Here is a 13,973-nt window from a genome sequence, read left to right as displayed (position 1 = left end):
CTGCATCATCCATCCAGCAGCGGGCTCTACAACAGGCGGACGTCGGCGCGGATCTCCACGACGTCTAGGAGGACGCTCCGGGCCTCCGGTCGAACGGTCAACTCGCCAGGAACCTGAAAGCCGAAGCGACCATGGAGGCTGGCGGCTCGTCTTCACCATCCGGTGCCAGCCTGGAGCCACCCGAAGTCAATTCCGGCGTTCAGCTCGGATGCGTCTGCCTGCACCGGAACGACACTGAGGACGAGCGAGCACTCATGCGCGAGTGCGATCACCACGTGGCGGCGCGCGCGAACAGGCGCGTTCTGGAAGTACGGGCGCCTCGTCCGCTTTCGCGTGACTGTCAGCGGCCCCTCAAGGGATTGCAGAAGAAGTCCCGAACCCGAGGTCGCCCTCGCCGAGCCATGTCAAACTGGCCCCGGCTGGGGCAAGCATGGCTAGGATTTGCGGCACAGTCCAGCACCCTGCGAGGAACGCTTGTAACTCGTCGACGCCGCAAAAATGCCGAGAATACGGAACATCGAATCCGTCAATCTCAACCAGTGCACGAAAGTCCCCGCCTGGAGCTGGATCTCGCTCTGGAAGCCAGACACGAACGACGATATCGTGAACGTCGCTCGAGCCGGCCAGTGTCATTTGGAGCGTGCGCGTCAACGCTCTGGTGGCCGTATGAGCGCTCATTGATCAGTCCTTGCATCTCTTGATGCATTCAGCATAAGCATTGTTGCACGCTTCCCAGCATCTCCGGCGAGCCGGCTTATCCGCCTCAGGGAGTTTGCGACATTCCGCCTCGCAAGCCTCCGCCCTTTCCTCGCAAATCTTCAGGCAAGGGTTGTTTTCGCATCTTTCCCGACAGCTACGATACTTCACATAGGCACTATCACCGCATGCCCTTCGCTGCGCTTCGCTCTCAGGTTTGCCACATGCGACAGAATCAGCCTCGTAGTCCGCCTGGCACTTCTCGTTGCATGGGCTCTGGGTCACGATGTTGCAGACGGGAGGAGACGGATCCATGTCCTGCGGCTCCAGTGGCGGTACGGGCCCGAAGCCTCCGGACCCCGTCGAGCCGAAGCCGTAGCCGCCGACACCTGTCGCGGTTATGATGATACCGCCGACACCTCCCTCGCCCTCACTTCGGAGGTAGCAGTCTCCGACATCGAAGTTGCATCCCACCAGACAGAAACATAGAACAGTTACCAACTTGTTCATTTTGACTCCCCACCAAACCTCCAAATAGGCCCAGCGGTAACCATCACGACCCAGCCATCAGGAAGAACGAGGCTACTCCCGCCAGCCCAGTCTACATTGACGCTCACGGACGCGCCCAGGCGCCCAGCAACGAACCAGTCGGATTGTGCGCGGCCACCTGGAGCAAGTCCCATCACACGGTCACAGATCATGATCCCGCACACGGGCATCGAATAGAACGAAAGGGACGGCCCAAGACTGACATTGCCTGTCTTCGTGACGTAACCAAGAGTGAGTGCCGTTCGATCGTAGACGCCTACACGTGCGCCTGGGACGATGCTGAGCATGTTGTGCACTTCGATGCGGAAATCCTTCTCTCTGCGCCAGAGCCATCCGACGAAAGGACTCACCGCAAGTCTTGGCTCGGTCCCGATCTGGATCCCACCCACACTCACGCCTCCGCTGACCTCGATGGCTTGTGCCGGCGCCGGGACAACGGCGAGCCCACAAGCGCAGAGCACGAAGACCTTGCCGTATGAGCACATAGACATGGCGGAAGCCCGGGTCAAATCGCCTCGCACACTGTAGGGATACGGACGATTTTCCGGACCGGTGGCGTGGACGTCAAAGAGAAAATCGGCCAGTCGGACTCAACTGGAGGTATCGACCGTCCCGGGCGCGCGCGGGTGCGCATTCGGCCAACCACTGGGGTGTTCGTCAACCACTTGGCAGGCGAACGGCCCTCGCCCAGAAATCCGCTGCGCCTCGCACGATGGCGCTTGACGATGGCAGCGGCACCGTGCTCCCGGCATGCGCTTCGGCCTCTACGACCGGAGCGGCGGAGAGGGGCTGCGCCGAGTTCGCGCCCGCACTCCTCTTCGCCTGCGCCACTCCTGGGCTCGGCCACATGGGCGACGGCGCCACGCTCGCCCTCGAGCTGCTCGTTGCCAGCGTCGCTCCGGTGTCGGCCAGGTGGAGAGTCACTGCGCCGAGCTGGCCGACGTTCGCCTCGACGTCTGCGACGTCCTCGAGCGTGCCCAGGTGGACGACGGCGGCCCCGAGTTCGTGCCCGGGGCCTCGACGCCGGCTAGGCGTGGAGAGGCAGCCAACCAACGCCCCCGCCGCGCCGCGGAACCGCGCCGATCGGCTCCGGCCCCATGTGCCCGACGGCGGCCGCGCCGAGTTCCTCCTTGTCGAGCTGCTGGATGGTGAACGACCACAGCCCCGAGCGCGTGCCCCAGGCGTAGCGATCCGAAGCCGCGCCGATGACGACCCGCGACCGCCAGCACCGGCACGGGTGCGCGCCCATGGCCCCATACAGCTCCCCCGGCCTCCCTGCGCGCGCCGCCACGGCTGCCGGGCACAGCAGCCAACCCTTCGGAACCATTCAGAATCATTTCTGCGTCTCCGAATCGTTTCCCCCTTGCAGAACGTCTCGCCGAAGACGCTCGCCGCCCGCAGCACGCGTCGCTCTTCGACGTCCAGCGCCTCGAGCCGCGCCTGCACCAGCGCCAGCGCCGTCTCGGGCATGCCCTCGCCCCTGCCCTCGGCCACCGCGCGGATCTGCTCCTCCAGCACGAACGCGTTGCCCTCGGCGCGCGCAAGGAGCCGCTCGACCTGAGCGGCATCCATGGCGTCGCCGAGCACCTCCCGCACGAGCCGCTCGCTCGCGCGCCGCGGCAGCGGCGCAAGGCCGATCCGGAGCCCGTGACGCTCGCTCCAGAGCGCGGGGAAGAGCTCGTGAACCTCGGGACGGGCGAGCGCCAGCACGAAGAAAGGCAGGTCCCTCGCGTGCTGGAGCGCCCGGTCGACCAGGGTCACCGTGGGCAGGTCGCCCCAGTGAAGATCCTCCAGCACGAGGATCACCGGCTTCCGCTGGCATTCGGCCCAGACGAAATCCTCGAACGCCTCGCGGAGGCGATCGCTCATCAGCATCGAGCTCTGCCGCGCCGTGTGGAGCTGCACGTCGCCCTCCTCGGGGAACCTCGCCCCCACGAGCTCGCCGAGGAACGCCGCGACGTGCCGGGCCTTGGCCCCGAGCCCGCCGAGCCGCTCGACCCGGGCGAGCACCTTGCGCCGCCGTACCTCCAGCGGCTCGCCGTCGAGGATGCCCATGGCGCGGCGGAGCGCCTGGGCCAGCAGGCCGAACGCGGAGCCGGCGGCCATCGGATCGGCCCTGCCGATCCAGATCTCGGGTGCGTCGCCGTTTTCCCTGAGGGCGCGGAGGAACTCCCAGGCCAGACGCGACTTGCCGAGGCCCGGGGCGCCCACGACGACCACAGCGCTCGCGGACGGCTCGTCCACGCAATGGCGCCACTCGGCCGCCAGCTGCGCGAGCTCGCGCTCGCGCCCCAGGCAGGGCGTCGGCTTGCCGAGGAGCCGCGGGACGGTGTCCGGCTCCGCCTTCGGGCCACGGAGCCAGGCGCCATCGGCCACGTGCTCCACATCGAACGACCTGGCGAGCAGGCCTGCTGGCGCGCCGTCGAGCCGGATGCCCGGCTCCGGCGCCCGAGGGCGCTGCGGGAAGAGCTGCACGACGCGGTCAATCAGCGCGCCGGCAGGCAGGCGCCCGGCGACCTCGGCCAGACCCGTGGCAACGGACACCGGCACGCCCCCGAGCTCCGCGCGCAGGGCGAGCGCGCAATGGGCCGCGCGCGCGGCGAGATCCATCGGGGCCTCGGCGCCAGAGAGCGCGACGAGCAGCCACTGCGACTGCAGGAGATCGAGGCGCCCGCCGTGGCGCGCCGCGATGTGGCGCAGCGCCTCGGTGCGAGAGGCGCATTCGGCCTCGGAGAGCGTCGCCTCCACCTCCGCGCTGCCGTCCGCCGCGAGGATGACGCACATGACCCGGCGCTCCGCGGTCGTGATCTCCACGGTCGGCGCGGGCGTCGACCGGCGACTCGCCGCGCGCTTGCTCGGGGGCCATGTACCCGGGCGTGCCGACGATCGCGCCGGGCGCCGTCAGGCTCCGCGCGAGCCGGAGGTCGCGCGCGATGCCGAAGTCGAGCAGGGTGGCGCGCTCGATGGCGCCACCCACGAGCATCAGGTTGCTCGGCTTGAGGTCGCGGTGAAAGGAGGTCGCGCGCACGGTAGACGTCGCCCATTCCGCCGGAGCCGGCGAGCCGCTCGATCTCAAACCGATCCTCGACGAGGGCCGAAGCGCGCATCGCCGTTCCACTGTACTCTGCGGATGCGTCGAAGGTCTCGGGCAACCGGCGCCGGCGATGAGGGCGACGGCGCTCCTGGGCTCCTGCGGAGCCTGCCTCGTCCACGGATGGCCGGGCGCGCCCGGCGAGCGCATCAGCGCTCAGAGCGGGCCGAACACGTGCGTGTCCGCGGTGGGCCTCTCGACGAAGTTCTCGCCGCCGAACTGCACGATCCCGTTCGTGCTTGGGTCCTGCGCGGCTGCCTGGTCGCTGCGGAACGCGTCTTTCAAGAACCAGTCCGGCCGGTTGTGCCATGTGTCGCCGTCCCACGTCCAGACGGACAGGGCTTCCGGTACGTGGAGCGGCTCCACCGTCTGCGTGACAGGATAGCTGAATCCGCCGAACAGGACCGCCTGCTGGAGCGCAGGATGCCAGGCGAAGATGGCCTGTCGTCGCCCCCAGGGCAGCGTGTCCCCTGGCGTGCCGCCCGCGTTCGCCTGATGCCAGCCGCTGTCGTCGAGCGCCCATACGTCGTTGGGATACCCGTCGAAGCTCGCGGAGTATTCGGACGAACCACCGAAGAGCCACAGGACGTCACGAACGGGGTCGTAGGCGAGCTGCGAGCCCACGCGGCCGTCGGGGTGCTCCGCGCCGTCGATGGGGTGCCAGAAGTCGTCGATCAGCTCGTAGGAGTCGGCCCGCACGGAGATGGAGATGTCGTTGAGGGCGGAGCCGACCCCGGAGAAGGCGACGAGGTGGCCTCGGCCCTTGTGGAACGCGAGCGCGTGGTCTTTTCGGTCAAGGGGGCAACCGAAATTGCAGAATGCAGTGACCTCCTCCCAGGTGGAGCCGTTCCAGCCCATCATGCCGCCGCCGCCGCCGTTGAGGACCACCTGCCCTCGCAGCGGATCGTACGCCATGGCGTGGCGGCTGCGGGGACCAGGCCATACGGCGGCCTTGTCGATCTGCGTCCACGTCGAGCCATCCCACTCCCAGAGATCCTCGAGGTCGTTCTCCATCGTGCAATCGGGGAAGTCCGCGCACTCGAGGCCTCCGAAGAGGACGACCACCTTGCGCTGCTCGTCGTACGCCATCGCGGTGGCGGTCCGGGCGGACGGCCCGGCCGCGTCGATCTTCTTCCAGGTGAGACTCTCCGCAACAGGGGCGCCGCCGGCGCCGCCGATCCCGTCGGTGCCGCCAGTTCCGCCAGTTCCACCGGCGCCGCCGGTCCCCCCGGCGCCGGTAGCGCCGCCGCTGCCCTCCGACGGCGTATCCGCCGGGGAGCTGCCGCACGCGGCGAGGAGAACGGACAATGCGAGCAAACAAGAACGGTCCTTACGCATGAACGCTCGACGGAGCGCGGCGCGCCAGCATGCAGGAGGGCGCCGTTGGAAGCCTGCTGGACACCCTCGAACGGCTGCGCGGCGCGCCGCGGATCCGCAGGCCGGCGATGGAGGATCCGTACCGGCCGCTCGTTCGCTCCCGGAACGACGGGGCTGCCGTCGCCGTTGCGGCGCTGGGCCGGAGGTGAATACAGTGGCCCCGTGAATCCCCCTCTCCAGGAGTCTGTCGTGCTCGTCCGTGCCCGCTCCCGCGCGCTCGCCGTGGGTCGCGTTACCCTCTCGGCCTCGCTTCCAGCGCTCCTCGCCTGCGCAGCCGCCTGCGGCCCTGCCACCCCGGCACAGGAGCCGACCCAGCCGCCTGCAGACTCCGCAGCTCCCGCGCCCACCCCTGCCCCCACGCCGCCCACGCCGGCGACGCCCGCTGTCGACACGGCGCTCGGCGGCCGGCTCTTCGACAAGTTCTATGGGAAAAAGCCGCCGTTCTCGACCTTTGTCCCCGATAGCCCGAAGACCCAAGGGGTCCTGGATGGTCAAGGCGGCCCCGCGGGCAACGGGACGCTGAAGCTCGGATCCGGGGAGGCGATGAACAACGACGCCGGCCATGATTACCGGCTCAAGAACTTCTTCGGCTGGGATCTCAAGGGGCGCGAGGGCATCTATGGACCGAGCGCGATGGCGAAGGGATACGCCGTCTCGCGGAACCTCCTCGGCGGACGCGAGACGCAAGAGGAGCTCGTCGCCCTGTTCACGAAGGGAGATCGCGAGATCCCCGCGTACGGCGATGCGCTCACGCCCCCGCAGATCGAGGCCATGGCCGCGTTCGTGATCGGCGTCCGCGACGGCGCGCTCCCGCACCCCGACCAGATCTTCACGATCAAGCCGCCGGCCCAGGGGCATTACGCGCTCCTGGCGGGCGGCGATGCCGCGCGCGGGAAGGCCCTCATCAAGGAGCGGTGCGCCTCGTGCCACGGCGACGACGGGACGAAGATGCTGTTCGACGACGGCGCCTACTCGCTCGGCTCGCACGCGCGGCAGAAGGCGTACGAGGACTGGCACAAGATCCTGAATGGGCAGCCGGGCTCGCCCATGGGCCGTCAGGTCCGCGGGAGCACAGGCAAGGAGATGGCGCAGGAGCTCCTCGATATCCTGGCGGCCCTCTGCGATCGCGGGGCGTTCCCTCCCGGAAAGGCGACGGCGAAGGACGTCGAGAGCGGCGATGGGCGCTGCGGCGCTTACCTGAAATAACCGGCGTGACCGCCTGATCGGCGCGCGGCGCAGGCCCCCGTTGCGCGCCCCGCGCGGGTGCTAGGGTGGCGCTCATGTCGAACGTGCTCCGAGCGACGCTCCTGAGCCTCGTCGGCAGCCTCAACCTCGGCTGCGCCTCCCCGGGACCGCCCGCCGCGACGGCGGCGCCCTCGACTCCCGTGATGCCCGCAGATCTCGTGATCACGGCCGGCGTCGTCCGGACGATGGACCCCGGGAAGCCGCGCGCCGAGGCGGTCGCCGTGCGCGGCGAGCGGATCGTCTTCGTGGGCAGCGCGGCCGACACGAAGGCCTTCGTCGGGCCGGCGACGCGCGTCGTGGAGCTGCCGGGGCGCGCTGTCGTGCCCGGGCTCGTCGACGGGCATGCCCATCTCTACGGGCTCGGCGTCGCGCTGGAGACGCTGAGCGTGCGCGGCACGAGGAGCGCCGAGGAGGCGGCGGCGCTCGTGGCCGAGGCGGCGAAGGCCCGCCCGAGGGGCGAGTGGATCACCGGGCGCGGCTGGGACCAGAACCTCTGGCCGGGCGCCGCGTTCCCCACGCACGCCCCGCTCGACACGGTGGCGCCGGAGCACCCGGTGGCGCTGCGCCGCGTCGACGGGCACGCGCTCTGGGCGAACGCGGCGGCGATGCGCGCGGCCGGGGTCGGCAGGGGCACGCAGGATCCGCCGGGCGGGCGCGTCCTGCGCGACGCGGCGGGCGAGCCGACGGGCGTCTTCGTCGACAACGCGATGGGCCTCGTCGAGGCCAGGATCCCGGGCGACCCGCCCGCCGTGCGCGAGCGGCGCATCCTGCGCGCGGCCGAGGAGGCGCTCTCGTCCGGGCTCACGGGCGTGCACGAGATGGGCATCGACGACGAGACAGCGGCGGTCTACCGCGCGCTCGCCGCCGCCGGGCGGCTGCCGATCCGCGTCCACGCGTACCTCGCGGGCGAAGGGAGGCTCGAGGGGCTGAGCGGGCGCGCGCCCGACGTGGACGCGACGGGCACGGCGATGTTCGTGCTGCGCGGGGTCAAGCTCTTCGCCGACGGCGCGCTCGGCTCGCGCGGCGCGGCGCTCCTCGAGCCGTACGCGGACGAGCCCTCGACGAGCGGGCTCTTGCTGATGGACCGCGAGGCGCTCGCGCGCGCGGCGCGGCTCGTCGCGGACGCGGGCTTCCAGCTCGCGGTGCACGCGATCGGCGACCGCGCCAACCGCGCCGTGCTCGACGCGTTCGAGGCGCTCGGCCCGGGGCGAGCGGCGGCGCTGCGGTTCCGGGTGGAGCACGCGCAGATCCTCTCGCCCGACGATCTGCCGCGCTTCTCGGCGCTCGGCGCGATCGCCTCGATGCAGCCGACGCACGCGACGAGCGACATGGCGTGGGCGCCCGCGCGGCTCGGCGCCCATCGCCTGAGGGGCGCGTACGCCTGGCGGTCGCTGCGCGCTTCGGGCGCGCGCCTCGTGTTCGGCTCGGATTTCCCGGTGGAGGAGGTCTCGCCGCTGCTCGGCCTCCACGCGGCCGTGACCCGGCAGGACCTCTCGGGCCAGCCCCCGGGCGGGTGGATGCCCGCGGAGCGGCTCGACCTCGACGAGGCGCTCCTGGCCTTCACCGCGGCGCCGGCGTACGCGGCCTGGGCCGAGGGCCAGCGGGGCCGGATCGCGCCTGGCTACGTGGCCGATCTGACGGTCCTCGGCCGCGATCTCTCGCCCGATCGCTCGCTCGTCGACACGCCGATCGAGATGGTGGTCGTGGGCGGCCGCGTGGCGCGCGCGCCCGCGGCGCGTTGAGCGGCGCCTCGTCCGACCACCATGACAGGTCAAGTCCACGCAGACGAAAGGAGGAATGAGCGCATGCTTGCACGCTACCAGATCGTTCGCGGGCACCGTCCGGAGGGCGATCCGCTGCCGGAAGGCAAGCGGTACGACACGCGCAAACACACGCACCACATCCTGAGGCCCACTCCGGAGATCGTCGAAGAGTTCCTGTCCGACCCCTCGCAGGCAGGCTTCAAGCGGTTTCGCGCCGCCTACATCGCGGTGCTCGATGAGCGGTTTGCGGAGCAAGCAGAGCGCTTCGAGGAGCTGGCGCAGGAGGCCCGGCAAGGCGACGTCTTCCTCGGCTGCAACTGCCCCACGGCGCGCCAGCCCGACGTTCGGCACTGTCACACGTGGCTGGCCCTGGAGTACCTCGCCCGCAAGTACCCGGACCTCGACGTGAGGTTCGGCGCGCGGTGAGCGGTGTTCAGGCGTGCCCGCGGCGAGCGGGGCGGCTCGGGGCTCGCGCCGGCGCCGGGCGCGGCGCGAACCCCGCGGTTCCGCGCCGCAGCCGCCGGAGCGCGCGGAGCGCACCGGCGCATCCATCGAAAGAGCGTTGCCGGCCGCCCGTCCCATCCGTGGCGCGAAATTTGTGCGCCCGGTTCGGAGGGGCTCGCGCTGCAGAGCCGCGAAGCCGCTCCCCGCGCTGGGACAAGGGCCAGCGAGGGTGTCGCAGGCGCGGCGGCGTGGGGCCATTTGGTGAAAGTCCAGGCTAGCTCGCCACGCACGTTCTGGGCTAGGGTGCGCGGCATGGAGCTCGCCTGCGAGCCGACCCCACCCGGTTCGGCGGGATTCGTCGTGCTCGCGCTGAGCGCGCCACCCAGCGACCTGGGCCCGTGACAGCGGCCCATGGAGTCTCGACCATGAACGAACTCTTCGACAACCGAAGCGCGAGGCGCCGTCCCGGCCCTCGCTCCTGGCCCGGCGCCCATCGCGCGTCGCGGCGACCCATTGGCCTCTCGCCTCGACTCGCCCTCGCCTTGCTCGTGGGCGTGAGCCTCGGCGCGACGGCCTGCGGCGGCGTCACCGCGTTCGAAGGGGGACGGGCGTTCACGATCGTGGGCCAGCCGCCCGCGCCCCCTCCGCCTCCCCCGCCCGAGAAGAAGCGCGTGGAGGTGACGGAGAAGCAGATCGTCATCAACGAGAAGATCCTCTTCGAGCACGACAAGGCGGTGATCCGGGCGGAGTCGCACAGCCTTCTCAACGAGGTCGTCGACACGATCAAGAAGCACACGCACATCAAGAAGATCGCCATCGAGGGGCACGCGAGCTCCGATGGATCGGACGATCACAACCTGAGGCTCTCGGATCGCCGCGCGAAGGCCGTGATGGAGTACCTCGTCCAGCACGGGATCGCTCAGGGCATGCTCACCGCCAAGGGCTACGGCGAGACCAAGCCCATCGCGGACAACGAGTCGGAGGAGGGGCGTGAGAAGAACCGCCGGGTCGAGTTCAACATCGTCGAGCAGGACGCCGCGAAGGCCGCGGGGGGAGAGCAATAGATGCTGGTCCTGGGTCGAACCACGAATGCTGCTCCCGGCAAGGAGGCGCGCATGAAGCAATGGCTCTTCGGAATTGTCCTGGTGGCCTCGTCGAGCGCGTCCGCGGGGTGCTCCTTCGCCCTGCGTAGCCCGGAGATGTACCGGGACGACACGGCCGCGCTGCTCGCGACGCGGGAGGAGCAGATCCGGGCGTGCTACGACGCGGAGCTCGCCCGGAATCCCAGCGCCGAGGGCAAGGTCACCGTCACCTTCCTCGTGCTCGAGGACAGCGGCCGCCTCACGGACCTCGTCGTCGACGAGGCGGGCACCACCGCCTCGAAGGAGGTGTCGAAGTGCGTCGTCGATTCGATCGACGGGCTCGTGCTGACGCCGGCGGACGAGAACAAGGGCAAGGGGAAGTTCGTCTGGGAGTTCACGCCCCGGTCCCCGAAGGCGTAGCCGAGACGTCGATCCGCCGATCGCTGGAGGACGCGGCTACGGGAGCTCCCACTCCTGCGCGTCCCCCCGGCACTCGGGCCCGCACGCTTCGCCGTTCGGGTACGAGACCTGGTACTGGGGGGTGAAGCTCCGCTCTCCGACGACGGCGCCGTCCCGCCGCACCACGACATCGACGCGCGCCGGCGTGCCGCGAACCGCGATCCCCTGGACGAACTGGCCGGGGATCGGGGTGCAGGACTGCGAGATGGCGTCGCCGCTCGTCGTCTGCGTGCAGCGTGTCGCTGCATTGAGCGAAACAGTGACCGTCTCGCTGCACTGGACGAACACGCCGCCTCCGCCGGGCTGGGGCGTGTTCGTCCAGGTGTAGGAGCACGACACCTCGTCGCCGTCCACCGAGATCTCCAGGGCGTACTCTCCCGCTGCCCAGCTCCTGTCCGCCGTCGTGGTGATGATGGAGAAGCTGTCGTTGCAGCCTACCTCCGTGCAACTCAGCGTGACGCAGCCGTACGCGGCGGCGCTCATGGCCAGCACGGCGACGAGCGCGACGGCATTGCGCGCGCAGGGGGCGAGTCGAACGAGGCAAGAAAGGGATCGAGTCATGGGGGCCATCCTCTCTCCGGCGGAAGCGCCGTGGATCGAGGCGACGGCGTAGCAATGGGCAGGCCACGTGCGCGGACGCAAGAGAGCCGCTGTCCAGGGGCCTTGCACCACGCGCGCCGGGGCGACCCATGGCACGCGTGTCAGGCCGACGCCCGCGGCGCGCCAGCGCCTCTCGGGATCACCGCCGCAAGAGCGCCTCGACCCCCGCCTGCGTGCTGCCCAGGGTGGCCCACCGCCCCGCGAGCTGCCTGCCCTCGATAGCATAGCTCACCACGCCGACCGGCTGGCCCGGCGACCAGCCCACGACGAGCTGGTCGCCCGAGCGGAGGCCCACCCCCTTCAGCGTGCCGGTGCTCAGCGTCCAGGTCACCGCGTACGTGTCGCCCGCCGGCGCGAGGACGACAGTCCCTTTGCGGGCGCCCTCCACGATGCGGTAGCTGCCGGTCAGGCCCTCGGGCCCCTGCAGCGTCTCGACCTCGATCTGACCAGGCCGGTCCGTCGAGATCCACTGCCCGCGGAGGCGATCGCCGTCGATGCGGTAGGCGGCCGCGCCGTACGGGCCGCCGCTCGCCCAGCCCACGGCGAGGGTCTGCCCCTGCACGAGCGCGATTCCCTCGTACCCGGCGCCCTTCGTGATGATCCAGGCGATCCGGTACGTGTCCCCGCTCCTGGACAGGAGGACGTTGCCCGCGTAGCTGCCCTGCCCGCCCGGGTTCCGCGACGACGTGATGTCGTACGTGCCGGCCAGCTCGGGAGCGCTGCTCGCGCCGGCGCCCCCGTACGACGGCACGAGCGGCGCTGTGACGGTGCCCTCGGTCGCGCTCAGGCGCTGGTAGATCACGAGGCCCAGGGCCACGACGGCGGCGACGGCGAGCAGCCCGCCGACGACGATCGCGAGCAGGAGACCCACGGGCATCCTGCGCCGCGCCGGGACCGGGACGAGCGCGGAGGTGCCGCCGACCATGCCGCCGACCTCGGTGCGGGCGACCGGCGGGTGGGTCGGCCCCGGGTAGGCCGGCAGAGCCGGCGTTGGCTGGGCGGGCGGCGGCGCCGGGGGCCGGTGCGACCCCGCGGGCCCGTGCGCGGCCGCGGCGAGCACGGGGTCGAGCGCCGCCATGGCCTGCGCCGCGTCGGGGAAGCGCGCGCGGGCGTCGCGGGCGACGCACCGGGCGAACCAGGCGTCGAAGCCGGCGGGGATGACGTGGGGGCAGCCGAGGTGCGCGGCGCGGGCGGACGGCGGGTCCAGCGGGTTGAACAGCACCTCGCGCATCAGCGACATGACCGAGGCGCTCGGCCCGCGGACCGGCTCGACCCAGTAGAGGCGCCCGGTGAGCAGGTAGAAGACGAGCAGCCCGAGCGACCAGACGTCCGACGCGGGGGTGACCTGCGCGGCGAGCTCTGTCTGCTCGGGCGCCATCCAGAGCGGCGTCCCGACCGACGCTGTCATCGACGACGTGGCCCGCGTCTCGGCCACGACCTTCGCGACGCCGAAGTCGAGCACCTTCACCTTGAAGCGGACGTTCTGCTGCCGCGGCCGCGCGATGAAGACGTTCTCGGGCTTGATGTCGCGGTGCACGACGCCCGCGCGGTGGGCCGCCGCGAGCGCGTGGCAGAGCTGCCCCATCAGCTCGCGCACCTCGTCGGGCGGCAGCGGGCCGCGCTGCGCCACCACCGCCGCGAGGTCGGACCCGTCGAGCAGCTCCATGGCCAGCCAGGGCGTCTGCGTCGCCGGATCGACGCCCGCGGCGACCACCTCGACCACGTGGTCGCTCTCGATGCGCGCCCCCACCCTCGCCTCCTGCTCGAAGCGCTCGCGGAAGTGCGGGTCCTGCGCGAGCTGCGCGTGCATGAGCTTCACCGCGCGCGGCTTGCCCGTGGAGATCTGCTCGGCGACGAGCACGGCGCCCATGCCCCCCTGGCTCAGGGGCCGGACGATGCGGAAGTCGCCCCCGAGGACCGTGCCGGGAGCGAGCGGTGCGGCTGTCGTTGTGTGGAACATGGCGAGAGGGGACCCTTCGGCGATGCCGCGCATCGCGCCCCGGTAGCGTACCCCCGGACGCGCGCTCCAGGGGGCGCCACGAAGCCCCCGGCGTGCCGGGAGCGCTCAGCCCCCCGTCCTTCTCGACCTTCACCAGCCTCACCGCGATCGGGTTCGTCGCGCTCAGCCGGACAGGGTACGTCTCGAGACGCCGGCCGTCGTTCAGGGCCTCTCCCGCCTCCGCGTCGAGCTCATGGCTCAGATCTCCGCCAGGCCGATGTCGATGGTCGCGAGCCCGCGCACCCCTTCGGGCGCGCCGACGGAGAGCTCCAGCACGCTCTCCGGGTCGATGTCCTCGACGATGACGAGCGGCACGTGGATCGCCGCCTTCGCGCCGACGGGGAAATAGCGCATCGGGTGGCCGTCGCGCGCGAGCAGCAGGTAGATGAGCTCGGCGCTGGAGTTGCCCGCGCGCAGGTAGATGAGCTGCGCGCGCCTGTCCCGCGGGACTGTGTATCCGATCGCGGGGCGGAGGGGGGCCGGCCGCTCAAGGCCCTGCCCCTCGAACGCATAGACACCCTGTATGAACCTCGGTGTTTCCAATGGACCTCCCGGGCGCGCCGCGCGCCGCGCGCGGCGCTCTGCGACTGCACGGCAGTGATACGGCGTGGACAGTTTCCAGGGCACGTTGCCTGACGACGCGATCCCGTGTAGGTCGTGTTTCCAAG

At 70.9% G+C, this 13,973-nt stretch carries 10 protein-coding genes and 1 pseudogene; 5 read left to right on the top strand and 6 right to left on the bottom strand.

What is annotated here, in order from left to right:
• Positions 1–351 precede the first annotated feature (351 nt).
• The 3 genes and pseudogenes from WMF42_RS17535 to WMF42_RS17525 form a co-directional block, all read right to left on the bottom strand.
• Entirely contained in the window at positions 352–678 is a 327-nt protein-coding gene (locus tag WMF42_RS17535) for a DUF6968 family protein (protein ID WP_437693253.1), read from the bottom strand.
• Between the two features lie 1,926 nt (positions 679–2,604).
• A pseudogene (locus WMF42_RS17530) lies at positions 2,605–4,352 on the bottom strand (ATP-binding protein); the annotation flags it as partial.
• Positions 4,353–4,492: 140 nt separating this feature from the next.
• Positions 4,493–5,653, bottom strand: coding sequence for a kelch repeat-containing protein (locus tag WMF42_RS17525; protein WP_199693460.1), 1,161 nt, complete (start codon positions 5,651–5,653; stop codon positions 4,493–4,495).
• Between the two features lie 222 nt (positions 5,654–5,875).
• Here WMF42_RS17525 and WMF42_RS17520 point away from each other — a divergent pair, with 222 nt between their 5' ends.
• The 5 genes from WMF42_RS17520 to WMF42_RS17500 all read left to right on the top strand — a co-directional run bounded on the left by WMF42_RS17520 (position 5,876) and on the right by WMF42_RS17500 (position 10,667).
• Positions 5,876–6,919 carry a c-type cytochrome gene (locus WMF42_RS17520; RefSeq protein ID WP_437693250.1) on the top strand — a complete coding sequence of 348 codons (1,044 nt, stop codon included), beginning with the start codon at positions 5,876–5,878 and terminating at the stop codon, positions 6,917–6,919.
• 74 nt (positions 6,920–6,993) lie between these two features.
• Positions 6,994–8,700, top strand: a complete 1,707-nt coding sequence (locus WMF42_RS17515; RefSeq protein ID WP_437693249.1) for an amidohydrolase — start codon at positions 6,994–6,996, stop codon at positions 8,698–8,700.
• A 63-nt stretch (positions 8,701–8,763) separates the two neighbouring features.
• The gene (locus WMF42_RS17510; RefSeq protein WP_437693247.1) at positions 8,764–9,147 is read left to right on the top strand and encodes a hypothetical protein; all 384 of its coding nucleotides are present in this window, start codon (positions 8,764–8,766) and stop codon (positions 9,145–9,147) included.
• Between the two features lie 566 nt (positions 9,148–9,713).
• Positions 9,714–10,229, top strand: coding sequence for an OmpA family protein (locus WMF42_RS17505; protein ID WP_155798016.1), 516 nt, complete (start codon positions 9,714–9,716; stop codon positions 10,227–10,229).
• Positions 10,230–10,280: 51 nt separating this feature from the next.
• On the top strand, positions 10,281–10,667 hold the full coding sequence (locus WMF42_RS17500; protein WP_233561041.1) for an AgmX/PglI C-terminal domain-containing protein: 387 nt from the start codon (positions 10,281–10,283) through the stop codon (positions 10,665–10,667).
• A gap of 36 nt (positions 10,668–10,703) precedes the next feature.
• Here WMF42_RS17500 and WMF42_RS17495 read toward each other — a convergent pair whose 3' ends face one another.
• The 3 genes from WMF42_RS17495 to WMF42_RS17485 all read right to left on the bottom strand — a co-directional run bounded on the left by WMF42_RS17495 (position 10,704) and on the right by WMF42_RS17485 (position 13,848).
• Positions 10,704–11,267 (bottom strand): hypothetical protein, encoded by a 564-nt coding sequence (locus WMF42_RS17495; protein ID WP_155798017.1) that lies wholly within the window; start codon positions 11,265–11,267, stop codon positions 10,704–10,706.
• A 178-nt stretch (positions 11,268–11,445) separates the two neighbouring features.
• Positions 11,446–13,299 (bottom strand): serine/threonine-protein kinase, encoded by a 1,854-nt coding sequence (locus WMF42_RS17490; RefSeq protein WP_437693244.1) that lies wholly within the window; start codon positions 13,297–13,299, stop codon positions 11,446–11,448.
• 204 nt (positions 13,300–13,503) lie between these two features.
• Positions 13,504–13,848 (bottom strand): hypothetical protein, encoded by a 345-nt coding sequence (locus tag WMF42_RS17485; RefSeq protein ID WP_061605879.1) that lies wholly within the window; start codon positions 13,846–13,848, stop codon positions 13,504–13,506.
• Positions 13,849–13,973: the final 125 nt, after the last annotated feature.

Source organism: Sorangium sp. So ce176 (assembly GCF_051519835.1).
In the GTDB taxonomy this organism is placed as follows: Bacteria; Myxococcota_A; Polyangia; order Polyangiales; family Polyangiaceae; genus Sorangium; species Sorangium cellulosum_G.
This window is presented reverse-complemented; position numbering and strand designations above follow the sequence as displayed.